Source organism: Solicola gregarius (assembly GCF_025790165.1).
GTDB classification, from domain to species: domain Bacteria; phylum Actinomycetota; class Actinomycetes; order Propionibacteriales; family Nocardioidaceae; genus Solicola; species Solicola gregarius.
The window spans coordinates 4,721,358-4,744,370 of the sequence record NZ_CP094970.1; the positions used below are offsets into that span (position 1 = coordinate 4,721,358).

Genomic DNA, 23,013 nt, shown 5'->3' on the forward strand with positions numbered 1-23,013 from the left:
AGCGAGGCAGGCGGGTAGGTTGACGGCGTGGGCTCTTCGCTTCCCATGTTTCCATTGGGCACCGTCACGTTTCCCGGTACATCGCTGTCTCTGCACATCTTCGAGGACCGCTATCTCGACCTGATGTCGCATCTGCTGTCGCTGCCCGAACCCGAGCGGTGCTTCGGCACGGTTGCGATCCGCGAGGGCTACGAGGTCGGCCACGCCGGCGTGAAGTCGGCACATCGGATCGGGTGCGAGGTACGCCTGACCGACGTCGAGGAGGTTGAGGACGGGCTCGACGTGACCGTCGAGGCGCGGCGCCGGGTCCGGCTCGACGCCGTCGTCGACTCGAGCAGCTTCCTGTGGGGCGAGGTCGAGTACCTGCCCGAGGAGGTCGGCGCCGATGCGGACGACGCCGCGACGAGGGCGCACGCGATCTTCGAGGCGTACGTCGACCTGCTGGCGTCGACCGGCGCGACGATCGGCACGATCGACATCCCCACGAAGCCGCTGCCGATGTCGTACGCCCTGTCTGCGGGCGCCGTACTCACCCTCCGCGATCGCCAGGACCTTCTCGAGGCTCCCGACGCCGCCACCCGGCTGCGCCAGGTGAGCCGACTCGTCGTCGCCGAGATGTCCGCGATCCGCGCGGTACCGAGCCTGCCGGCAACCGAGGTCAACCGCACCGGCTGGTCACCGAACTAGTGGCACGACGGAACAAGGCCCAGGGGTCGACGCCGGCGACGACGGCGTTGGCTCGGCTCGACATCTCCTTCGTCACGCACGCGTACGACCACGACCCCGCGGCCGAGTCGTACGGGCGCGAGGCGGCCGAGGCACTGGGGGTGGATGCGGAGCGGATCTTCAAGACGCTGCTCGCGACGCTCGACGGTTCCCTCGTCGTCGGAATCGTGCCCGTGCTGAGGTCGTTGGACCTGAAGTCACTCGCCCGCGCGGCCGGCGGGCGCAAGGCCGCGATGGCCGACCCCGCCGGGGCCGAGCGCGCCACCGGGTACGTGGTCGGCGGGATATCACCGATCGGCCAGCGCCGGCGGCTTCGCACCCTGCTCGACGAGTCGGCCGCGCAGCATGCCGCGATCCTGGTCTCCGGTGGTCGCCGCGGGTTCGATATCGAGCTCGCGCCCGACGATCTGCTGGCGGCGACCTCCGGGATGCTCGCCTCGATCGCGCGGTAGCCCGGGCGCCGCACTGTCGTACGACGTGGTGACGGTTCGAGACCGGGCCGCACTCTGCACGGCAAGAGCTCACCTTGCGTGGCAGATTCGGCATGCACAGTGGATGTTTACCATGTAAACATGGTAAACATCCACCTGCGCCAGCCGATCAGTCGAAGGTCAGCCGCATCGTGGTGACGGTCCGGTCGTCCTTCTCCTGGCTCGCGAATCCGAACGCCTGGAGGGGCTCGAGCATCTGCACGTCCTCGTCCGAATCGGGCGCGAGCTCGGTGATCTCGTCGAGGTTGGCGTACACGACGTTGACGGCATCGTCGCCGGCCGGCACCGCCTTCTGGTAGACGTCGGAGTCGCCGAGATCGCCACCGCCATCGGTCAGCATCGACGCGTAGTCGTCGTTGGTCGCGAGCACCATCCCGTCGTCGGTCTCCTCCTTGACCAGCGCCTCCGAGAGGCTCGGCCCGCCCATGCCGACCAGGGTGTTCTCGACCTTGTCGACGACCCCGGAGAGCTCGCCGGGATCTGAGGTGAAGCGCATCCCGGCATTGATGTCCTCGAGCGAGCCCGGATCCATCTCCGGGTCCAGACCCTCGCTGTCGACCGCCACCAGGAACTGGTCGCCCAGCAGCGTTGCGAGGTCGTCGGGAAGGGTGAGGCCGGTGTTCTGCTCGACGTCATCGAGCATCAGGTCGAGCTCGGGCGCCGCGTCTCCCAGTCCGCTCTCGAACTGGGTCCAGAAGTCGTCGACGACCTTCTTGCCATCGGAGATCGACGCCGCGAACATCGTCGAGTCCGAGAGCCCGCCGACATCGGCCTTCGCGCCGCCCGCACCGGTCGGTGAGTCGCTCGCGGTCACCAGCTCGAGGTAGTCGTCGCCGGCACGCAGCGCAGCCGCGCCCGAGCCGAGGTCCTGGTCGCCGAGTGCCTCCAGGTCGTCGGCCGACATGCCCATCTGCTCCGCCGCATCGACGAACGCGTCGCCGTCGAACCACATCGACGCGATGCCCTCGTCGCCGAGTGAGTCCATATCGTCGCGGAACGCGTCGTTGGCGGCGAGCGAGTCGGACTCGGCGTCCTTCGCGAAGTCGTCGGCGAGGTCCTGGGTAGGTGCGACGATCATGTAGTCACCCGAGAACGCGACGCCGAGGTTCGACTCCTCGTCCTCCGCGTACGCGACGTCGTCCATCGCGCTGGCCGTTGACGACGCCGTCGCGGGCCCGGGCATCCCGAGGCCGCCGGTGCAGTCCGCGAGCTTGTTCGCGCCGTCCTCGGCCTTGTCCTCGTCGCTGACCTGGACCGCCAGCATCGGCGCCGGCGAATCGGCGCCGCCGACGATCGCGAACCCGAGCCGGTCACCGATCCACGGCTCGATGTCATCCGCAAAGTCGACATCGCAGTCGGCGGCGAGCACCTCGTCGACGAACAGCTTGCGCAGGTCGACGTCATCGTCGGAGATCCCCGTCGCGTCCTCGAACTCCGGCCACTTGTGCAGCAGCGACATGGCGTCGAGCTTCTGCGACGCGGACGGATCCAGGTCGAGACGTACGTACGCCATCGCGTCCGACGGCACGGCCTCGGCGGGCTGTGGCCCACCACCGGACAGCTTCGACCAGGCGAACACACCGCCTGCCACGACGAGCCCGACCGCGACGACGGCCGCGATGCCGATCGTCACGCCACGCCGACGACCCCTCGGGGATGGCTCGTGTGGCCCGGGACCCGCCCACTGGGCGCCCGGCGGCGGACCTTGCGGCGGTGGACCCTGGACCGGTCCGCCCTGCGGTGGCTGGCCGTACGGAGGGCGCGGTCCCGGGGGTCCCTGAGGTCCCCCGGCAGACGGTGGCTGGTTCGTACTCACGTCGTTTCCCCTTTCGATCGGCCTGCACCGCTCGGTTCGACGTCAGCTCGACTGCGAGGGTTCCGCCGGGTCGGTATCGAATCCGTATCCGTACGAGTCGGCGACGAACTCATCGCGCGGCGCGCGAAGCCATACGGACACGATGACACCGATCAGGGCCATGACGGGCCACAACAGCACGATCGACCACGCACCGAGCTCGATCGGACCCGTGAACGTGTCGCCCACCGCGGCGCCTTCGGTGGCCGCGTCGACCGACTCGGGCCCCAGCAGCGCACCGAGCCACTCGATGAACGCACCGACGGCGGATCCGACGACGACCAGCACGGTGATCGCCCACCCGAGCCCCCAGTAGCGCCATCCCACGGCGACACCGCCGACCAGCGCCGCCGCCGCCCCGAGCCAGGCGTAGGTCAGGTCGACGTCGAACTCATGTCGGAACTCCGCCTCGGACGAGAAGTACCCGACGTGGCCCTGATAGACGGTGTACTCGGGTGGATGGGCGAGCTGCGACCACAGCAGGCCGGCCACGCCACCGAGCACCAGGAACACGATCGCGGTGACCGCCACGGCTCCCTCCCAGGAGGGCGTACGTCGTGGCGTAGAGGTGCGCTCAGCGGCCTTGGACGTCGTCATTGGGCGAGACAATTCGGGCCGAGCAGTGCTTTCAGGTCGGCCGTCAGAGCCGGGCCTGGCGTGACTCGCAGCCGGTCGTCAAGGCGCATCAGTTTGCTACCGTCGCGGCCGACCAGGCGCAGGTGCACATCGGTGACTCCCGGATGTGCGGAGAGCACCTCCTTGAGCTGCTCAACCGTGTGGCTCGTGCACCGAGCGGTCGGGATGGAGACCACGACGGGCCCGCTGACCTCGGTGGACAGATCCGGTGCATGAACCTCGCTGCCGATCAGCTCGGGTACGTCATCGCTGCGCTTGAGCCTTCCCTTGATGGTCACGATGGCGTCCTCGACGAGCATCGGCGCCGCGAGCTGGTACGACGACGGGAACATCATCACGTTGATGGCGCCCTCGAGGTCCTCGAGCGTGACGAGCGCCCAGGTGTCTCCCTTGCGGGTGAGCTTGCGCGTCACGTTCGTGATGAGCCCGGCGACGGTGACCGACGACCCCTCCGTACGCTCCTCGTCGGTGAGCAGGTCGCCGATCGAGCAGTCGCCGCTCGCGCGCAGCAGGTGCTCGAGCCCGAACAGTGGGTGGTCGGAGACATACAGGCCGAGCATCTCGCGTTCGTAACCGAGCAGGGCCTGCTTCTCCCACTCCTCGATGTCGGGAACGGTCACCGCCATGCCGCCGAAGGCGTCCTCGTCGCTGAGGCCGCCGAAGAGAGAGTCCTGGCCGATCGCCTCGTTGCGCTTGACGTCGACGTACTGGTCGACCGCCTCCTCGTGGATCGTCACGAGCGCCCGTCGCGGGTGCTTCATCGAGTCGAACGCGCCCGCCTTGATCAGCGACTCGATCACCCGCTTGTTGCACACGATGGTCGGCACTTTGTCCATGAAGTCGGCGAAGTCGGTGTAGCGCCCCTCCTCGGTACGCGCCGCGACGATGCCCGAGACGACGTTGTGGCCGACATTGCGTACCGCCGACAGGCCGAAGCGGATGTCGGCGTCGACGGCGGTGAAGTTGGAGTCCGAGTCGTTGACGTCCGGCGGCAGCACCTTGATGCCCATCCGGCGGCACTCGTTCAGGTAGATCGCCGAGCGATCCTTGTCGCCCTTGACGCTGGTGAGCAGGGCCGCCATGTACTCCGCCGGATAGTGCGCCTTGAGGTAGGCGGTCCAGTACGACACGAGCCCGTACGCCGCCGCATGCGACTTGTTGAACGCGTAGTCGCTGAACGGGACCAGGGTCTCCCACAGCGCAGCGATCGCCGCCTCGCCGTAGCCGTTGGCCGCCATGCCCGAGGAGAAGGTCTCGTACTCCGCGTCGAGGACCTCCTTCTTCTTCTTGCCCATCGCGCGCCGGAGCAGATCCGCGCGGCCGAGCGAGTAGCCGGCCAGCTTCTGCGCGATCTCCATCACCTGCTCCTGGTAGACCAGGAGCCCGTAGGTCTCGCCGAGCAGCGAGTCGAGTGCACCGGCGAGGTCGCGATGGATGTGGCTGACGTCCTGCTTGCCGTTCTTGCGCAGGGCGTAGTTGATGTGGGTGTTGGTGCCCATCGGGCCGGGCCGGTAGAGCGCGCCGAGCGCGGTGATGTCGCCGAAGCTGTCGGGCTGCATCAGCCGGCAGAGCTGGCGGTAGCCGTTGCCGTCGAACTGGAACACGCCGAGGGTGTCGCCACGCGAGAGCAACGCGTACGTCTCGAGGTCGGTGGGGTCCTTTGCCAGCGCGTCGAGGTCGACGTCGATGCCGCGGTTGGCCTTCACGTTGTGCACCGCGTCGTCGAGGACCGTCAGGTTACGCAGCCCGAGGAAGTCCATCTTCACCAGGCCGAGCGACTCGGACGCCGGGTAGTCGAACTGGGTGATGATCGCGCCGTCCTGCTCGCGCTTCATCAGCGGGACGATGCCGGCCAGCGGCTCGCTCGACATGATGATGCCGGCGGCATGGACGCCCCACTGGCGCTTGAGTCCCTCGAGGCCACGCGCCGTCTGGAACACCTTCGCGCTGTCGGGATCGCTGTCGATCAGGGCCCGGAACTCGCCCGCTTCGGCGTAGCGCTTGTGCTCGGCGTCGAACATGCCTGCCAGCGGGATGTCTTTGCCCATCACCGCCGGCGGCATCGCCTTGGTGAGCTTCTCTCCCATCGAGAACGGGTAGCCGAGCACCCGGGAGGAGTCCTTCAGCGCTTGCTTCGCCTTGATCGTGCCGTACGTGACGATGTACGAGACCCGGTCGTCGCCGTACTTCTCGGTGACGTACTTGATCACCTCGCCTCGTCGACGCTCGTCGAAGTCGATGTCGAAGTCGGGCATCGAGTCGCGCTCGGGGTTGAGGAAGCGCTCGAAGATCAGGCCGTGCGGGACGGGGTCGAGGTCGGTGATGCGCATCGCGTACGCGCACATGGAACCCGCGCCCGACCCACGGCCGGGGCCGACGCGGATGCCGCGCTCCTTCGCCCAGTTGATGAAGTCGGCGACCACGAGGAAGTAGCCCGGGTAGCCCTTGCCGATGATGACCTTCTCTTCGAGCTTCACCTGGTCGATCGCGTACTGCGGCACGCCGTCGGGGAAGCGCGCCTTGAGCCCGCGGTCGACCTCCTTGATGAACCACGACGACTCGTCCTCACCCTCGGGGCACGGGAATCGCGGCATGAACCGGCCCTCGCCCTCGGTGAACTCGATCTCGCAGCGCTCCGCGACGAGCAACGTGTTGTCGCAGGCCTCCTCGAGACCGTGCCCCGCCCATAGCTCGCGCATCTCCTGCGCCGACTTGATGTAGTAGCCACCACCGTCGAGCTTGAACCGGTTGGGGTCGGCCATCGTGCTGCCGGACTGGACGCAGAGCAGCGCCTCGTGCGCCTTCGCGTCATCCGGGTTGGTGTAGTGCGAGTCGTTCGTGGCGATCATCGGCAGCTGGAGGTCCTTGCCGAGGCGCAGCAGACCGTCGCGTACGCGGGTCTCGATGGACAGACCGTGGTCCATCAGCTCGAGGTAGAAGTTCTCCGGGCCGAAGATGTCGCGGAACTCCGCCGCCGACTCGCGCGCCTTGTCGTAGTCGCCGATGCGCAACCAGGTCTGTATCTCACCGGACGGGCAGCCCGTCGTACCGATCAGGCCGTCGGCGTACTCGGTGAGCAGCTCCCGGTCGGCGCGTGGCTTGTAGAAGAAGCCCTCGATGCTCGAGCGGGACGCGAGCCGGAACAGGTTGTGCATGCCGGCGGTGTTGCGCGCGAGCAGCGTCATGTGGGTGTACGCGCCACCGCCGGAGACGTCGTCGCCGCCGCCCTTGTTCCAGCGGACCCGCTTCCGCTCGTAACGGCTGGTGTTGGGCGTGAGGTACGCCTCCATACCGATGATCGGCTTGACGCCCGCGGCACGCGCCCGCTGGTAGAAGTCGTACGCGCCGAACACGTAGCCGTGATCGGTCATCGCGATCGCCGGCATCTCGAGCTCGGCGGTGCGCGCGAACAGGTCGTCGAGACGCGCGGCACCGTCCAGCATCGAGTACTCCGTGTGCACGTGCAGGTGCACGAAAGACGAGTCGCTGGGCATTACGCAGGGGCCTCCAGGGCGGTCGAACAGGCGGGCGCCTCGGGGAAGGACTCAACCCTACGGCACCGACAACGGCGTTCGAGTCAGGCACGCAGGGTCGATCACTCACCGGGACGAGACAGCACCGCTACCGGGCAAGTCGTCGCCGTTACCGGGCAAGTTTGCTGGGTAGCGGCGCGGATTACCATGGGCCCATGGTAATCCGCGGGGCAACGTCCGGCGTCATACGGCGTCGCGGATGACCACGAGGGCGTGCTCGAGGTCATCGGGGTACGTCGAGGCGTAGCTGACGTGTTCGCCGGTCGCGGGGTGCTCGAAGCCGAGCCGGGTCGCATGCAGCCACTGCCGCTCCAACCCGACCCGCTCGGCGAGGCGCGGGTCGGCACCGTACTGGAGGTCGCCGACGCAGGGATGCTTGAGCGCGCTCAGATGCACCCGGATCTGGTGAGTGCGCCCGGTCTCGAGGCGGATCTCGAGCAGGCTCGCGTACCGGTGCGCCTCCAGCGTGTCGTAGTGCGTGACGCTGGGGCGTCCGTCGGCGAGCACGGCGAACTTCCAGTCGTGTCGCGGGTGCCGGCCGATCGGCGCGTCGACGGTGCCCTGCCAGGGGTCGGGATGCCCCTGGACGAGTGCATGGTAGATCTTCTCGACCCGCCGTTGCTTGAACGCCGCCTTCAGCACGGCGTACGCGTGCTCGGACTTCGCCACCACCATCAGGCCGCTCGTCCCGACGTCGAGGCGGTGCACGATGCCCTGCCGCTCGGCCGCGCCCGAGGTGGCGATCCGGAAGCCCGCGGCGGCGAGGTGCCCGACGACGGTCGGGCCAGTCCAGCCGACGCTCGGATGCGCCGCTACACCGACCGGCTTGTCGACGACGACGAGGTCGTCGTCGTCGTGCACGATGCGCAGGTCTTCGATCGTCTCGGGTACGACCTGGGCCCCCGAGCGCTCGTCCGGCAGGCGTACCTCGAGCCACGAGCCCGCCTCCAGGCGCTGAGACTTGGCGGGCACCTCGCCGTCGACCGTGACGTCTCCGGCCGCGACCAAATCGGCTGCCCGCGTACGCGACAGCCCGAGCAGGCGCGCCATGCCGGCGTCGAGGCGCTCGCCGGCCAGCCCGTCCGGGACCGGCAGGGAACGAAGCTCGCTCACTCGTCACGCTCGGGGTCGCGGTTGACGCGGCGCCCGTCGAGGCCGATACCGCGGAACGACTGCAGGGCGATCAGGACCGCGGCAACCGTCACGCAGCAGTCGGCGAGGTTGAACACCGGCCAGTGCGGCAGCGCGAGGAAGTCGACGACGTGGCCGCGCAGCGGGCCCGGGGAGCGGGCGAAGCGGTCGGTGAGATTGCCGAGCGCGCCGCCCAGCAGCAAGCCGAGTGCGATCGCCCAGATCGGGTCGCGGAGCTTTCCGGCCATCCTGACCACGACGATGCACACGCCGACGGCGATCGCGGTGAGTACCGCGGTGAAGCCGGTCGCGATGCCGAACGCAGCGCCGGAGTTTCGTACGAGGGTGAGGTCGAGAACATTCGGGATCACCGTGACGGTCTCGACGGGCGGGCCCTCGAGCCTGGCGACGGCGATGATCTTGGTGACGACGTCGAGTGCGTACGCGATCACGGCGACCGTCGCGAAGAGCACCAGGCGCCGTGATCGGCCGCGAGGGCGGCCCGCTGTCGTGTCGTCGCCGCTCGTCGAGCTCAGCGGCGTTCCTCTCGCTGCTTGCATGTCATACATAGTGTCGCACGCGGGAACGCCATCAGCCGCATCTTGCCGATGGGGTTGCCGCATGACTCACACGAGCCGTACGTTCCGTCGTGGATCCGCGCGATCGCGTGCTCGACCTGGCGGAGCAGCTCGCGATGGCTCTGCGCCAGCGACATCTCGGCGTCGCGCTCGAGGCTGTTCGACCCGACGTCCGCCTGGTCGTTCCCGGCGCCGTCGACACCCTCGCGCAGCAGCGCCTGAAGGTCGCTCTCGGCGCGTTCGATCTCGCCGCGCAGTCGATCGCGCTCGGACTCGAGGTCGGATCGGACCTCGCCGACCTCGGCCGCGGTCCACGGGGTCTCATGTTCGAGGACGGCCAGCGGCTTCGCGAGCCGGGCATTGGTCGCCTTCTTGGCGGGGGCCTTCTTCGCCGCCGTCTTCTTCGCCGGCGCCTTCTTGGCCGGCGCCTTCTTCGTCGCTGCCTTTTTCGCCGGCGCCTTCTTGGCCGGCGCCTTCTTGGCCGGCGCCTTCTTGACGACGGTCTTCTTCGCCGGCGCCGTCTTCGCGGCGGTCTTCGTCGCCGCCTTTTTCGACGGCGCCTTCTTCACGGCGGTCTTCTTCGTCGCTGCCTTCTTCGCCGGCACCTTCTTGGCCGGCGCCTTCTTCACGGCGGTCTTCTTCACGGCGGTCTTCTTCGTCGCTGCCTTTTCCGCCGGCGCCTTCTTGACCGCGGCCTTCTTCGCCGACTTCTTCGCCGGAGCCGACTTCTTGGCCGCCGACTTTGCGGCAGCAGTCGCCCTGGTCGCGGGTTTCACCCGCTTGGCGGCCTTCTTGACCGCCGACGCGCCCCGTGACACGGCACTCGACTTCTTCCGCGAACTCGCCATGAAGAGCCCCTCACACCGGTGGGTGGTCGTCTCGCCGACTCACACCAAGTGGCCGTGAGAATAGAGTCCGTAGCCGCTTCCTTCAAACTCCCTCGCCGGACGCCGCCGATCCGGCCCGATTCGACGCGTCCGCACTATCCCGTTCGACGCGCGAAATCACACCGTTTATGCTTGCCTTCGTCGCACGGCGCGGATGGGGTCAGTACCCCCTGAATCGTACGTCTGCAGCGACCGGGGATGGTGAGAGCCCGGGACGTACCAGGGGCGAACCATCACCTCGGAGCCGCCGGAAGAACGGTTGCCTCGGTAACCCATTAGACCCGGCAGCGACGACCACGAGGGGGTCGGCTCACGCCGACCAAGAAGGGTGGTACCGCGGGCCGCGTCGCCGACGCAGTTCGTCCCTTCGCCGGACCTCCCGCTTCCCGCGGGTACCGTCGGAGGAACTGACATGAGCGACGCCGGATATCCCGCCGTACCGGCGCATATCGACCTGCCAGCGCTCGAGGCGGCGGTGCTCGAGCAGTGGAGTTCCGACGACACGTTCGAGCGCACCCTGAGCGAGCGCGCCGACGCACCCCGCTGGACCTTCTACGAGGGCCCGCCGACCGCCAACGGCACCCCGGGCACGCATCACGTCGAGGCACGGGTCTTCAAGGACGTCTTTCCCCGGTTCAAGACGATGCGCGGCTACCTGGTCGAACGCAAGGCCGGCTGGGACTGCCACGGGCTCCCGGTCGAGATCGCGGTCGAGAAGGAGCTCGGCTTCAACGGCAAGCCGGACATCGAGGCGTACGGCGTCGCGGAGTTCAACGCCAAGTGTCGCGAAGCGGTACTCCGCAACGTCGATCTCTTCGAGGAGATGACCGACCGGATGGGGTACTGGGTCGACACCGAGCATCCCTACCGGACGATGGATGCGTCGTACGTGCAGAGCGTGTGGTGGGCCCTGCAGCAGATCTTCGACAAGGGCCTCCTTGTCGAGGACTACCGCATCGCGCCGTACTGCCCGCGATGCGGCACCGCCCTGTCCGACCACGAGCTCGCGCAGGGCTACGAGACCGTCGTCGACCCGTCGGTGTACGTACGCCTGCCGCTCACCTCGGGCCCCTACGCCGGCCGGGCCTCGCTGCTGGTGTGGACCACCACACCCTGGACGCTGCCGAGCAACGCGCTGGTAGCGACCCGCGCCGACGTCACGTACGTCACCGCGACCGATGGTGACGAGACGCTCGTGGTCGCGGAGGACCTGCTCGCCGACGTACTCGGCGAGAACTGGACCATGGTCGACTCCTTCAGCGGCGCCGACATGGTCGGCTGGACGTACGACCGCCCGTTCGACATCGTGTCGTGGCCGGGTCGCGGCCATTTCGTGGTCAACGAGGACTACGTCACCACCGACGACGGCACCGGGCTCGTCCACCAGGCCACGGTGTACGGCGCCGACGACTTCGAGTCCGTGCGCCGCAACGGGGTCGAGCTGGTCAACCCGATCGACACCCGCGGCCGGTTCGAGGAGGACGTGCCGCTCGTCGGCGGGATGTTCTTCAAGAAGGCCGACACCGTGCTCGTCGACGACCTGCAGTCTCGGGGCCTGCTCTACCGGCACGTGCCGTACGAGCACTCGTACCCGCACTGCTGGCGCTGCCACACGCCGCTGATGTACTACGGCTTGCCGTCGTGGTACATCCGGACGACCGCGATCAAGGACCGGCTGCTGGCCGAGAACGCCGACACGAACTGGTACCCCGAGACGATCAAGTGGGGCCGGTACGGCGACTGGCTGAACAACAACATCGACTGGGGCCTGTCCCGCAACCGGTTCTGGGGCACGCCGCTGCCGATCTGGCGCAACGACGAGGATCCCACCGACCTGGTGTGCGTCGGTTCGCTGCGCGAGCTCTCCGACCTCACCGGCCGTGACCTGTCGGATCTCGATCCGCACCGGCCCTACATCGATGACGTGACATTCACCCGCGAGGGCGTCGGCGGCACGTACCGCCGGGTTCCCGAGGTGATCGACGCATGGTTCGACTCGGGGTCGATGCCGTTCGCCCAGTGGGGCTACCCGCACGCACCGGGCTCTGCGGAGCTGTTCGAGCGCGCGTACCCCGCTCAGTACATCTGCGAGGCGATCGACCAGACCCGCGGCTGGTTCTACTCGCTGATGGCGATCGGCACGCTGGTGTTCGGACGCTCGTCGTACGAGAGCGTGGTCTGCCTCGGGCACATCCTCGCCGAGGACGGCCGCAAGATGAGCAAGCATCTCGGCAACATCCTGCTCCCGATGCCGCTGATGGCCGAGCACGGGGCCGATGCCGTGCGCTGGTTCATGGCGTGCTCGGGCTCGCCGTGGCAGGCCCGGCGCATCGGGCACACCGCGTTGCAGGAGATCGTCCGCAAGGTGCTGCTCACGTACTGGAACACGGTCGCGTTCCACGTGTTGTACGCGCGTACGGCGGGCTGGTCGCCGGCCGCGGAAGCGACGCCGCTCGACGAGCGACACGTACTCGACCGCTGGCTCGCATCGCAGACGCACGCGCTCGTCCGCGACGTCACCGCTGCGATGGACGACTTCGACACCCAGCGCGCCGGCTCGTTGCTGTCGGCGTTCATCGACGACTTGTCCAACTGGTACGTGCGCCGCTCACGGCGAAGGTTCTGGGACGGCGACGACGCCGCCCTGCGTACGCTGCACGAGACGCTGGACGTTCTCACCCGGCTGCTCGCACCGATCGTGCCGTTCGTCACCGAACGTGTTTGGGGCGACGTGATCCGCTCGGTCGACGCGGCGGCACCCGCGTCGGTCCATCTCGCGACGTGGCCGTCGTACGACCCCGACGGCGTCGACGACGCACTCCGCGACCGCGTCGACCTCGCCCGGCGCATCACCGAGCTCGGCCGCGCGGCGCGCGCCGATGCCAAGGTCAAGACCCGCCAGCCGCTCCGCCGCGCGCTCATCGGCTCGGCGGCGTGGGCGAGCCTCGGCGACGAGCTGCGCCGCGATATCCGCGAGGAGCTCAACGTCGGCGCGATCGAGTCCCTCGGCGAGGCCGGCGGAGACCTCGTCGCGTACTCCGCGAAGGGCAACTTCCGTTCGCTCGGCAAACGGTTCGCACAGCGCACCCCGCAGGTGGCCGCCGCGATCGCCGAGGCGGACGCCGCGGGTCTCGCCGCGGCCCTGCGCGACGGAGCGTCCGCGTCCGTCGAGGTCGACGGCGAGACGGTCCTGCTCGAAGCCGACGACGTGATCGTCTCCGAGCGTCCCCTCGAGGGATGGTCGGTGGTCAACGACCGCGGCGAGACCGTCGCGCTCGACCTCGAGCTGACCGAGGAACTGCGCCGCGCCGGGCTCGCGCGCGAGGTCGTCCGCACCCTGCAGGAGGCCCGCAAGAACTCCGGGCTCGAGATCAGCGATCGGATCACGGTCCGTTGGGCCGCCGACGGCGAGCTCGCCGCGGCCGTGGGCGAGCACGAGGCGGAGATCGCCGCCGAGGTACTCGCGGTGGAGTTCGCCCGGGCCGACGTACCCGGCGAAGGCTCGACCCACGACCAAGCACTCGGCCTCGCGTTCACCCTCGAACGTCGCTGACGAGAGGGTTTTGGCCCACTGACGAGAGGATCGGCGCGAACAGTGTTCGCGCCGATCCTCTCGTCAGTGGGCCAAAACCCTCTCGTCAGCGAGCGGTGGTGTCCTCGTCGCCGAACAGCGAACGGAGCCGCCGCGGCGTGTGCTCGGCACCGGCCGGTGTCGGTGCGGCCGCTGCCTCGGCAACGCTGGAACCGGCCTCGAGCGTCGACAGCTGCTCGGTGAAGTAGCTCTTCAGCCGGCTGCGGTACTCACGCTCGAACGCACGCAGGCGCTCGACCTCGACGTTGAGGTTGTCGCGCTCCTTCTCGAGGTCGCCGAACAGCTGCTGGCGCCGCTCGGCCGTCTCGGAGTCGAGCTTCTGGGCGCGTACGCGCGCATCCGACTCGAGCCGGTCGGCCTTGCTGCGCGACTCGTTCTCCAGCCGCTCCGCCTTCATCCGCGCCTCGGCCAGGATGCGGTCGGCCTCGTTCTTGGCGCCCTCGACGAGCTCGTCGGCGTTCTTCGTCGCGATCTCGAGCAGGCGGGTCGCGGCGGTCGACGCCTCGCCGACCGATCCGGTCGACTCGGCCATCGGGGCCGCCGCGGGGGCGACCGGCGGCGCAGGGGCCGGGATGGGAGCCGGCATCGGTTCCGGCGCGGGCGTCGGCGCTGGGGCCGGCGTGACCTTGGTCTCCTCCGAGACCGGGGCCGACGGCGCACCCGACGAGGCGGCTGCAAGCTTGTTGCGGAGGTCCTGGTTCTCGTCGGTCAGGCGCTTCAGCTCGGTCTCGACCTCATCGAGGAACTGGTCGACCTCTCCCATGTCGTAGCCCTCACGGAGACGGACGGGCGTAAAGCGCTTATTACGCACGTCCTCAGGCGTCAGCGGCATGAGCTCACCTCAATGTCGTTGTCGAACTTGTACATGTCGAAGACCACCGTACTCCGTTTTTCCGCGCGACACGTAAACGACCCGCGCGGCGCCCCTGTGATGAGTTCGTCACGCGGAGAAGAAGACCGCACTGTTGATGATCTGGAGAAGGTACAGCCCGATCAACAGGATCATCGGTGACAGGTCGAGCGCGACCGCTCCGAGACGCATCGGCGGAATCGCGCGGCGGACGACCCGAAGAGGGGGGGTCCGTCGCCGAGTAGATGATCTCGCAGAAGATCAGCATGACGCCGCGGGGATGCCAGGACCGGGCGAGAACCTGGACCCAGTCCAGGATGAAGCGCGCTATGAGGATCAGGATGCAGGCCCATAGAACAAGGCCGATGATCGAGCCAACTGTCGCCATTCGTCAGCTCTGGTTGAAGAATCCGCCTTCGGCGATCCGCTGCTTCTCTTCAGCGGCGACCGAGACGTTTGGCGGCGAGAGGAGGAATACCTTGTTCGTGACGCGCTCCATGGCGCCGTGCACGGCGAAGACGAGGCCGGCGGCGAAGTCGACCAGGCGCTTGGCGTCGTTGCCGTCCATCTCGGAGAGGTTCATGATCACCGGCGTGCCTTCGCGGAACTCCTCGCCGAGCGTGCGCGCCTCGTTGAACGTGCGCGGATGCAGCGTCGTGATGCGGGAGAGGTCGGTGATCGGCGGGGCCGGCGTCAGCGGCGTCGGACGACGGCGTTCTGAGAGCCGCGTCACTGCCGCCGGCTGCTCCGCCGAGGCGGCGTTACGCACGGCCTGAGAACGCTGCGAGTCGTCGGCCTCGAATTCGTCGTCGGTCTCGTCGTACTGATCCGAGCCCTCGACGAGACCGAGATACACGCCCATCTTGCGCATTGCGCCAGCCATGGTCCTCTTGTCCTCCGGTCGGTGCGTGCCCGCACCTTCGTAGATCTGCCGCCGAAGCACCGTCGTCACGGCGCCTGGCAACGACCCTACCGGAGCGGTGGGCGCTCACCGAGTACCGCGCGCCCGATTCGTACGTGTGTCGCGCCGGCGGCGATCGCGGCCTCGAGATCGCCGCTCATACCCGCGGACACGATGGTCGCTTGCGGGTGCACCTCGGCGAGTGCGGCGGCGCACTCGCGCAGCCGCTCGAACGCCTTCGCGGCATCCTCGCCGAGCGGCGCGACCGCCATCGTGCCCCGGAGCCGCAGGCCGGGCTCCCCCTCGATCGCGGCCGCGATCTGCTCGACCTCGGCAGGGTCGGCACCCGCGCGACCACCTGACGCCTCGTCGCGCCCCTCGAGGTTGACCTGGACGAGCGCGTCGATCACCCGGTCGGCCTTCGCGGCGCCTTTGCCCAGTGCGCGGACGAGCCGGAGCCGATCGACCGAGTGCACGACGTCGGCGTACCGGGCGACGGCATCGGCCTTGTTCGTCTGGAGTCCGCCGACGAAATGCCACGTCAGGCCGCCGCCGTCCGCGCCGAGCTCGGCGCGCTTCCGCTCGGCCTCGGGGTGGCGGTTCTCGCCGACGTCCGAGACGCCCAGCTCGGCGAGGATCGCTACGTCGCTACTCGGGTACGTCTTGGTGACGACGACCAGGTGAACGTCGCCTGGCTCTCGCCCGGCCGCCGCACATGCCGCCGCGATGCGTTCGCGTACAGCGGTCAGTCCGGACGCGATCTGTTCGGTTCGACTCACGGGCGCAACCGTACGAGGGCGCCGAGCCGACCCGACTGCTGGCCCTGGCGACGGTAGGAGAAGTAGTCGTCGACCCCCTCGATCGTGCACGCCGCGCGATGCTCGGCGAGATCGGTGATCGCGACGCCCACGGCGCTCAGCTGCGCGGCGAGCCCGGCCGCGAGGTCGAGCGAGGGTGTACCCGAAGGCGTCGTCGCGTGGGTGGCGGGCACGATCGCGCTGACCCGCGCGCGCATCTCTGCCGGCACCTCGTAACAAGCACCGCATGCGCGCGGACCGATCCAGGCATGAACCGGCCCGGCGCCGAGGTCGCGCATCGCCTCGACCGTGCGTACGACAACACCGTTCGCGACCCCTTCGCGGCCCGCGTGCACAACACCGACGACGCCGTCGTCGGGTGCGACGAGCACGACTGGGGCGCAGTCGGCAACGCGGACGAGCAGCGAGACGCCCGGAACATCGGTCACGAGGGCGTCGGCGCGTGGCACGCTGCCGTCGTGATCCGAGGCCACCACGTGCACGTCGTTGCCGTGGAACTGGCTCATTCGCACCATCGAGTCGCGGTCTGCGCCGAAGGCGGCGGCCAGGTCGTCGAGATTGCGCTCGACACTCGCGGCGTCGTCGCCGTTGCTGGTACCGAGGTTGAGCGACTCCCAGGGCCCGACGCTGGCTCCGCCATGACGATCGGTGAATGCGAGGTCGGCGCCGCCGGCGCGGTCACGGAACGCGAACACGGAGCGACCCTACCCGGGTTGCCGTCGTGGCCACGGCCACGGCCGCCCGGGTGACGCTCGAGCGCGTGCTACTTGAGGAAGTCCGGTACGTCCAGGTCGTCGTCGAAGTCGACCGGTCGCGGTTCGCGCGTACGTGCCGGCCGCTCCGGCGTGCTCGTCGGGCGTTGCGTCGGTGTGCCGTTGGACGATCCGCCACCGGGGGCATTGCTGCCGTTGGACGACGAACCACTCGTGGCGGAGCTGGGCCGGGTCGGCGCCTGAGCGCGCGCCGGGGCCGGGCTCCCCTCGGGTGTGCTCTTCTTCTCGGGCTCGCCCGGGCGCCGCTCCGGACGCGACTCGGACTCGGTACGCGTCGGCGACGCCTCCCGTCGCAGCGCCGGCTTGCTGGAGTCGCGCCTCTTTGGTGTGCCTCCGTCGAAGCCGGCGGCGATGACGGTCACGCGTACCTCATCGCCGAGCGCGTCGTCGATGACCGCGCCGAAGATGATGTTGGCCTCCTCGTGTGCGGCCTCGATCACGAGCGCCGCCGACTCGTTGATCTCGAACAGGCCGAGGTCCGAGCCACCCGCGATCGACAGCAGTACGCCATGAGCGCCGTCGATGGACGCCTCGAGCAGCGGGCTGGACACCGCCATCTCCGCGGCCGCCACCGCCCGGTCGTCGCCGCGCGCCGAGCCGATGCCCATCAGCGCCGACCCTGCGTCGGACATGATCGACTTGACGTCGGCGAAGTCGAGGTTGACCAGGCCCGGCGTGGTGATCAGGTCGGTGATGCCGGAAACGCCCTGCAGCAGCACCTGGTCAGCCTGCTTGAACGCGTCGAGGACGCTCACGTTGCGGTCGCTGATCGACAGCAGCCGGTCGTTGGGAATCACGATCAGCGTGTCGACCTCGTCGCGTAGTCCGGCAATGCCGTCCTCGGCTTGGTTCGCGCGCTTACGGCCCTCGAACGCGAACGGTCGGGTGACGACGCCGACGGTCAGCGCGCCGAGCGATCGCGCGATGCGCGCAACGACGGGCGCGCCGCCCGTGCCGGTGCCGCCGCCCTCGCCCGCGGTGACGAACACCATGTCGGCGCCCTTGATCACCTCTTCGATGTCCTCGGCGTGGTCTTCGGCGGCCTTCGTACCCGTCGCCGGGTCGGCGCCGGCGCCGAGGCCACGGGTGAGCTCGCGGCCGATGTCGAGCTTGACATCGGCGTCGCTCATCAGCAGTGCCTGCGCGTCGGTGTTGATCGCGATGAACTCGACGCCCTTGAGACCGACCTCGATCATCCGATTCACGGCATTGACGCCACCACCGCCGATACCGACCACCTTGATTACGGCCAGATAGTTCTGAGCTGCCACGATGCGTGCCTCTCACGAGTCGGCCAGATCAACGCGACCTGGCGTGTTCGGTCTGTCAGCGGGGAAGGCTTCCTCAACACTCACCCTCAAGTAGAGGGTTATAGTTATGTCAACCTGTTGTCTGTCAGTAAAAGTACGGGTCGGGTGCGGGCCGATGCCGCAGACACGCCGCGTCGGCCGGGAATCCAGCGCGGAATTCTGGGCGCGACCGCCTGGTGGCGCGGTGCTTTACCAAGTGAACTTGGTATCGCGACGCGGCGCCCACGCAGCCGTACCTGGTGAACTTGGCGTGGCTGCACTTCCCTAGGCATCGACGCCTGGGGACGTGGGCCATACCTGGTGAACTCGGTATCGCAACGCGCGGCCCGTGCAGCCGTACCTGGTGAACTTGGTATCGCTGTAGGCGCGCGTCACCTGTCGGAATCCCGCGTCAGCCGGAGGTGGCCGGGTGTTCGGGGACGGTGACGTCGTACACGCTCGCGGGCGTGTCCAGCAGCGCCTCGAGCACCGCCTGCTTGCGTTCGGACTCCTCCGCGCTCCCCCACCGGATTCGATCGCCGTTGCGGAGCACCAGGTCGATCGAGTCGATGCTCGCGGCCTCGATGTCCCTGACCCGGTCGGCCAGGTCGTCGTCGAGCGCGCCTACGACCCTCGCCGCCTCGGCCAGCACGGTCTGCTCGTCGTCCCCGACGCCCGAGTCGAGGCTGATCAAGGGGACGCCCTGCGGGCGCTTGTCGTACGACCGGTACGCGGCACCCGTCTCGTCGACGCCCCGCAACACGCCGTCGTCGTCGACGATCGCGACCGTCGCGCGCTCGCGTACGTCGACCGTGACGCCGCGCGGCCACGTGCGCTGCACCGACACCTCTGCGACGCGCGGAAGCTCCTCGATCCGGTTCGCGATCGCGTCGGTGTCCAGCGTCGCGAGCGGAGTCCCGGAGTCGATGTCCGCCTGCCGCAGCACGTTCTCCTCGGACACGCTCTTCGCGCCCTCGACCTGCACGTCGTGAACACCGAGCACCGGTGACACGAACACCACCCATGCCAACACCCCGACCAGCGCGGCCAGCCCCAATCCGATGAGGTACGGCAGCAGCCGCCTGCCCCGCGTATGCCATCGGCGTCTGCGGAACCGCTGTCCACCCTCGTGCGGCCCCGCCATCACGATCTCCCGTTGGACCTACCGCGCAGGACCGACAACAGTGCCGGCCCCACCGTCGTGACGTCTCCCGCACCGAGGGTCAACACGAGATCGCCCGGTCGCGCGATCGAAGCGAGCGTCTTGACCGCCGCGACCAGGTCATGCGCCCGGTGGACGTTCTCCGGTGGCAGCCCGACGGCACCCGCGACGAGCTCGCTGCTGACCTCGGGGTCGGGGTCTTCACGCGCGAGGTAGATCTCGGTGACCACCACTTCGTCGGCCGCACCCAGCTCCTCGCCCATCGCTTCGCCGAAGATGCGCGTACGGCTCACCAGGTGCGGTTGATAGCAGACGACCAGGCGCCCGCTGCCTGCCAACGCCCGAGCGGCTTCCAGGTCACCGGCGATCTCGACCGGATGATGCGCGTACGAGTCGTACACCCGAACCTCGCCCGACGCGCCGACCGACTCCATTCGTCGTCTGGCCCCGACGTACGACGACAGCCCCGCGACCAGGTCGTCGAACGCGAACCCGCACCGGAGTCCGGCGGCGATCGCACCGAGGGCGTCGACCGCATAATGCCGGCCGGGCACGGCGAGGTGCACGGTGCCGAGTCTCTCGTCGGTGCCGGACAGTCTCGACCAGACGACGAACGACGACCGGTCGCTGTCGATCGTGAGGTCCGCGAGGCGTACATCGGCCCAGGAGTGGTCACCGAACCGGATCGTCTCGATGCCGCGACGCTCGGCCTCGTCGGCGAGTGCCGCCGACCCGGCGTCGTCGGCATATGCGAGCAGCGCCCCCCCGTCACGAATGCGACCGAGGAACGTCCGAAACGCTTCGTGGTAAGCCGATTCCGTGCCGTAGTTGTCGAGATGGTCAGCGTCGACATTGGTCACGACGGCGAACAGCGGCGTATAGACCAAGAACGCGCCGTCGCTCTCGTCGGCCTCGGCGACGAACAGCCGGCTCGACCCGTCGCGAGCGTTGCTGCCGAGCGCCTCGACCTCCGCCCCGATCGCGTACGACGCCTCGGCATCGCATCCGTCGAGCGCCATCGCGAGCATCGACGTGGTGGTCGTCTTGCCGTGTGTGCCGGCGATGGCGATGACGTCGCGGTCGCACATCACCGACTGGAGACCCGCCGACCGTGGCAGCAGCCGCAGGCCACGCGCGCGAGCCGCCGCGACCTCCGGGTTGGTCTCCCGCACGGCCGTGGACACGACCACCGTGTCGACGCCGTCGAGGTGCGCGGCATCGTGGCCCACGTAGCAGGTCGCGCCCGCCTCGCGGAGCGACCGCAGCAGGGCGGAGTCGCTCGAGTCGCTGCCCGAGACCGAGATACCGCGCTCCACCATGATCCGTGCAATCGCCGAGAGGCCGGCACCGCCGATGCCGACGAAGTGCACGTCGCCGAGCTCCTCGGCCGGCGGTATGACGTCGGGGACGTCGATCCTCATCGAGACTCCCGCGCAGCGTCGACGACGATCGCGGCCAGGCGCTCGTCGGCGTCGCGGGGCATCAGCTCGGCCGCGGACTTCGACATCCGCTCCAGCCGAGCCGCGTCACTGAGCAGAGGTACGGCGACGTTGCCGATCCAGTCAGGAGTGAGGGCCTCGTCGTCGATGAGCAACGCTCCCCCTGCCTGTACGACCGGGTACGCGTTCAGCGCCTGCTCGCCGTTGCCGTGTGGCAGCGGTACGAACGCGGCGGGCAGACCCACCGACGCGACCTCGGTCACGGTGTTGGCACCCGAGCGGCACACGATCAGGTCGGCGGCGGCGTACGCGAGGTCCATCCGCTCGATGAACGGCACGACGACGTACGGCGGGTCGCCGTCTCGCCGATCGGGCTGGGCTTCGTCGGGCCTCCCGGCCGCGTGCAGCACCTGTACGCCGGCATCGGCGAGGTCTCGGGCGGCGCCGGAAACGGCATGGTTGACGCTGCGTGCTCCCTGCGAGCCGCCGGTGACGAGCAGTGTCGGGCGCGACGGGTCGAGACCGAACTCCGCCCGGGCCTCATCGCGCAGAGCGGCGCGGTCGAGGGTCGAGATGGCGCGTCGGATCGGCAGCCCGGTGTACGTCGCGTGGGGAAGCTCGGTGTCGGGAAAGCTGGTCGCGACATGGCGAGTGAAGCGCGCACCCAGCTTGTTCGCCATGCCCGGCAGTGCATTCCCCTCGTGTACGACGAGCGGCACCTTGCGGCGGCGCGCCGCGAGGTAGGCCGGTACGGAGACGTATCCCCCGAAGCCGACGATCACCTCGGGGCGTACGCGGTCGACGATCTCGACGGCAGCGCGTACGGACCCGCGCAGCCGCACCGGAACCTTCGCCAGGTCGGTGCCGACCTTGCGCGGCATCGGCACGGGCGGCACCAGCTCCAGCGGATAGCCGGCCTCCGGGATCAGCGTCACCTCGAGGCCTCGGGACGTACCGAGGCAGGTGATCTCGCACTCGGGGTCGGCGCGCCGAAGCGCCGCCGCGGTCGCGAGCAACGGAGACGTGTGGCCGGCTGTTCCCCCACCAGCGAGCAGGACGCGCATTGCCACGTTCTCTATTTCCCTCTCCGGACCGCGCGTTCGCGGCCCATACGACGCATTCGCACGCGCCGGTCCTTCTGTGCCTTGAGCGCCGCCTGCGCCCCGGGTTCGGTACGTGCGAACGACACCAGCAGCCCGAGCGCGATGACGGTCGGCAACAACGCCGACCCGCCGTAGGAGATGAGCGGAAGCGGAATGCCGATGACCGGCAGGAACCCCAGCACCATTCCGATGTTGATGACCGTCTGCGACAACAACCACACCGTAATCCCCGCCGCCGCGAAGCGTACGAACGGGTCACGACTACGTTGCGCGATCCGGAGCCCGGCGTACGCGAGAACCACGAACAGCGCGAGCACGACGAGCGTGCCGGCGAGCCCCAGCTCCTCGCCGATCACGGCGAAGATGAAGTCGGTATGCGCCTCAGGGAGCGTTCCCCACTTCTGCCGGCTGGCGCCCAGGCCCACTCCCCAGAACTGTCCGGACGCGAGCCCCATCAGCCCGTGCGCCGCCTGCCAACCGCCGTCGCTGTAGTCGGAGAACGGGTCCATGAAGCCGCTGAGCCGGCGGACGCGCCCTTCATCGGCCGCCGCGAGGAACGCCACCAGACCGCCAAGTGCGAGGAACGCGCCGCCGAACAGCCGCATCGGGGCGTTCGCGACCCACAGCATGCCGAGGATCACCGCGAACATCACCAACGCGGTACCGAGGTCGCGTTGGCCGACGACCATCAGCGTGACCAGCAGCGTCACCGGAAGCATCGGGATCAGTAGGTGCTTCCAGTCGCCGAGCAGCTTCTCCTTGCGCGCATACAGGTCGGCCACCCAGATCACCAGCGCGAGCTTGGCGATCTCCGACGGCTGCACCTGCAGCGGCCCGCCGAACGACAGCCAGTTGCGGTTGCCGTTCACCTCGACGCCGAGGCCCGGCACGTACGTCAGCCCGATCAGCACGATCGCGAAGAACAGCAGCGGGTACGCGAACAGGCGTACACCGTTGACCGGAAGCCGCGACACGACGTACGCGCACGGCAGGGCGATCAGCACCCAGATCGCCTGCTTGCCGAAGATGAAGTACGAGCTTCCGTACGCCTTGTACGACAGCACGGAACTGGCGCTGAGCACCATCACGAGTCCGAGCGCGAGCAGTAGCGCGCTGACCCCGAGAACGAGCTGGTACGACGTCAGCGGCCGGTCGAGGAGACGCCGCCAGGCCGCGAACCAGCCGGCGGACTCGTCGGAACCACGCTGTCTGGTCTCCCGCCGCGGTGCTGTGGTACTCACGACGGGCC

The 23,013-nt window shown here is 68.8% G+C and carries 19 protein-coding genes; 3 read left to right on the plus strand and 16 right to left on the minus strand.

Annotated features, from left to right (window positions below):
• Positions 1–27: 27 nt before the first annotated feature.
• Entirely contained in the window at positions 28–687 is a 660-nt protein-coding gene (locus L0C25_RS23035) for an LON peptidase substrate-binding domain-containing protein (RefSeq protein ID WP_271634154.1), read from the plus strand.
• Positions 687–1,178: a Cys-tRNA(Pro) deacylase gene (gene ybaK, locus L0C25_RS23040; protein WP_271634155.1), complete on the plus strand. Its 492-nt coding sequence runs from the start codon at positions 687–689 to the stop codon at positions 1,176–1,178. Before L0C25_RS23035 ends, ybaK begins: the two co-directional genes overlap by 1 nt.
• Positions 1,179–1,326: 148 nt before the next feature.
• Here the strand turns inward: ybaK and L0C25_RS23045 are convergent, their stop codons facing one another.
• From L0C25_RS23045 to L0C25_RS24025, 6 genes are all read right to left on the minus strand, one after another.
• On the minus strand, positions 1,327–2,850 hold the full coding sequence (locus tag L0C25_RS23045) for a DUF3352 domain-containing protein (protein ID WP_271634156.1): 1,524 nt from the start codon (positions 2,848–2,850) through the stop codon (positions 1,327–1,329).
• A gap of 225 nt (positions 2,851–3,075) precedes the next feature.
• Entirely contained in the window at positions 3,076–3,669 is a 594-nt protein-coding gene (locus L0C25_RS23050) for a hypothetical protein (protein WP_271634158.1), read from the minus strand.
• The gene (gene dnaE, locus L0C25_RS23055; protein ID WP_271634159.1) at positions 3,666–7,202 is read right to left on the minus strand and encodes a DNA polymerase III subunit alpha; all 3,537 of its coding nucleotides are present in this window, start codon (positions 7,200–7,202) and stop codon (positions 3,666–3,668) included. The genes L0C25_RS23050 and dnaE overlap by 4 nt, the downstream gene beginning before the upstream one ends.
• A gap of 222 nt (positions 7,203–7,424) precedes the next feature.
• Positions 7,425–8,354, minus strand: coding sequence for an RluA family pseudouridine synthase (locus L0C25_RS23060; RefSeq protein ID WP_271634161.1), 930 nt, complete (start codon positions 8,352–8,354; stop codon positions 7,425–7,427).
• Positions 8,351–8,932 carry a signal peptidase II gene (gene lspA, locus L0C25_RS23065; protein ID WP_271634163.1) on the minus strand — a complete coding sequence of 194 codons (582 nt, stop codon included), beginning with the start codon at positions 8,930–8,932 and terminating at the stop codon, positions 8,351–8,353. Before lspA ends, L0C25_RS23060 begins: the two co-directional genes overlap by 4 nt.
• Positions 8,905–9,798, minus strand: coding sequence for a TraR/DksA family transcriptional regulator (locus L0C25_RS24025; protein ID WP_333908554.1), 894 nt, complete (start codon positions 9,796–9,798; stop codon positions 8,905–8,907). The genes lspA and L0C25_RS24025 overlap by 28 nt, the downstream gene beginning before the upstream one ends.
• Positions 9,799–10,249: 451 nt before the next feature.
• On the opposite strand from L0C25_RS24025, the gene ileS reads away from it, so the two are divergent.
• Positions 10,250–13,390: an isoleucine--tRNA ligase gene (gene ileS, locus L0C25_RS23075; RefSeq protein WP_271634164.1), complete on the plus strand. Its 3,141-nt coding sequence runs from the start codon at positions 10,250–10,252 to the stop codon at positions 13,388–13,390.
• 85 nt (positions 13,391–13,475) lie between these two features.
• On the opposite strand, the gene L0C25_RS23080 is transcribed toward ileS, so the two are convergent.
• From L0C25_RS23080 to ftsW, 10 genes are all read right to left on the minus strand, one after another.
• Positions 13,476–14,261 carry a DivIVA domain-containing protein gene (locus L0C25_RS23080; RefSeq protein ID WP_271634166.1) on the minus strand — a complete coding sequence of 262 codons (786 nt, stop codon included), beginning with the start codon at positions 14,259–14,261 and terminating at the stop codon, positions 13,476–13,478.
• Between the two features lie 108 nt (positions 14,262–14,369).
• The gene (locus tag L0C25_RS23085; RefSeq protein ID WP_271634167.1) at positions 14,370–14,471 is read right to left on the minus strand and encodes a hypothetical protein; all 102 of its coding nucleotides are present in this window, start codon (positions 14,469–14,471) and stop codon (positions 14,370–14,372) included.
• Positions 14,472–14,670: 199 nt separating this feature from the next.
• Complete coding sequence (locus L0C25_RS23090; protein ID WP_271634169.1) at positions 14,671–15,162, minus strand: cell division protein SepF; 492 nt, start codon at positions 15,160–15,162, stop codon at positions 14,671–14,673.
• 86 nt (positions 15,163–15,248) lie between these two features.
• Positions 15,249–15,959, minus strand: a complete 711-nt coding sequence (locus L0C25_RS23095; RefSeq protein ID WP_271634171.1) for a YggS family pyridoxal phosphate-dependent enzyme — start codon at positions 15,957–15,959, stop codon at positions 15,249–15,251.
• Entirely contained in the window at positions 15,956–16,693 is a 738-nt protein-coding gene (gene pgeF, locus L0C25_RS23100; protein WP_271634172.1) for a peptidoglycan editing factor PgeF, read from the minus strand. The genes L0C25_RS23095 and pgeF overlap by 4 nt, the downstream gene beginning before the upstream one ends.
• Before the next feature lie 68 nt (positions 16,694–16,761).
• Positions 16,762–18,045: a cell division protein FtsZ gene (gene ftsZ / locus L0C25_RS23105; protein ID WP_271636890.1), complete on the minus strand. Its 1,284-nt coding sequence runs from the start codon at positions 18,043–18,045 to the stop codon at positions 16,762–16,764.
• Between the two features lie 427 nt (positions 18,046–18,472).
• Entirely contained in the window at positions 18,473–19,204 is a 732-nt protein-coding gene (locus L0C25_RS23110) for a cell division protein FtsQ/DivIB (protein WP_271634173.1), read from the minus strand.
• Entirely contained in the window at positions 19,204–20,643 is a 1,440-nt protein-coding gene (gene murC, locus L0C25_RS23115; RefSeq protein ID WP_271634174.1) for a UDP-N-acetylmuramate--L-alanine ligase, read from the minus strand. The genes L0C25_RS23110 and murC overlap by 1 nt, the downstream gene beginning before the upstream one ends.
• Entirely contained in the window at positions 20,640–21,725 is a 1,086-nt protein-coding gene (gene murG, locus L0C25_RS23120; RefSeq protein ID WP_271636891.1) for an undecaprenyldiphospho-muramoylpentapeptide beta-N-acetylglucosaminyltransferase, read from the minus strand. Before murG ends, murC begins: the two co-directional genes overlap by 4 nt.
• A gap of 11 nt (positions 21,726–21,736) precedes the next feature.
• Complete coding sequence (gene ftsW / locus L0C25_RS23125) at positions 21,737–23,005, minus strand: putative lipid II flippase FtsW (protein ID WP_271634176.1); 1,269 nt, start codon at positions 23,003–23,005, stop codon at positions 21,737–21,739.
• Positions 23,006–23,013 lie beyond the last annotated feature (8 nt).

Bases quoted from the DNA above. Each gene is read 5' to 3' on its own strand.
- L0C25_RS23050 (WP_271634158.1), bottom strand. From the start codon at position 3,669: ATGACGACGTCCAAGGCCGCTGAGCGCACCTCTACGCCACGACGTACG.
- dnaE (WP_271634159.1), bottom strand. From the start codon at position 7,202: ATGCCCAGCGACTCGTCTTTCGTGCACCTGCACGTGCACACGGAGTAC.
- lspA (WP_271634163.1), bottom strand. From the start codon at position 8,932: ATGCAAGCAGCGAGAGGAACGCCGCTGAGCTCGACGAGCGGCGACGAC.
- L0C25_RS24025 (WP_333908554.1), bottom strand. From the start codon at position 9,798: ATGGCGAGTTCGCGGAAGAAGTCGAGTGCCGTGTCACGGGGCGCGTCG.
- ileS (WP_271634164.1), top strand. From the start codon at position 10,250: ATGAGCGACGCCGGATATCCCGCCGTACCGGCGCATATCGACCTGCCA.
- L0C25_RS23080 (WP_271634166.1), bottom strand. From the start codon at position 14,261: ATGCCGCTGACGCCTGAGGACGTGCGTAATAAGCGCTTTACGCCCGTC.
- L0C25_RS23085 (WP_271634167.1), bottom strand. From the start codon at position 14,471: ATGCGTCTCGGAGCGGTCGCGCTCGACCTGTCACCGATGATCCTGTTG.
- L0C25_RS23090 (WP_271634169.1), bottom strand. From the start codon at position 15,162: ATGGCTGGCGCAATGCGCAAGATGGGCGTGTATCTCGGTCTCGTCGAG.
- L0C25_RS23110 (WP_271634173.1), bottom strand. From the start codon at position 19,204: ATGGCGGGGCCGCACGAGGGTGGACAGCGGTTCCGCAGACGCCGATGG.
- murC (WP_271634174.1), bottom strand. From the start codon at position 20,643: ATGAGGATCGACGTCCCCGACGTCATACCGCCGGCCGAGGAGCTCGGC.
- murG (WP_271636891.1), bottom strand. From the start codon at position 21,725: ATGCGCGTCCTGCTCGCTGGTGGGGGAACAGCCGGCCACACGTCTCCG.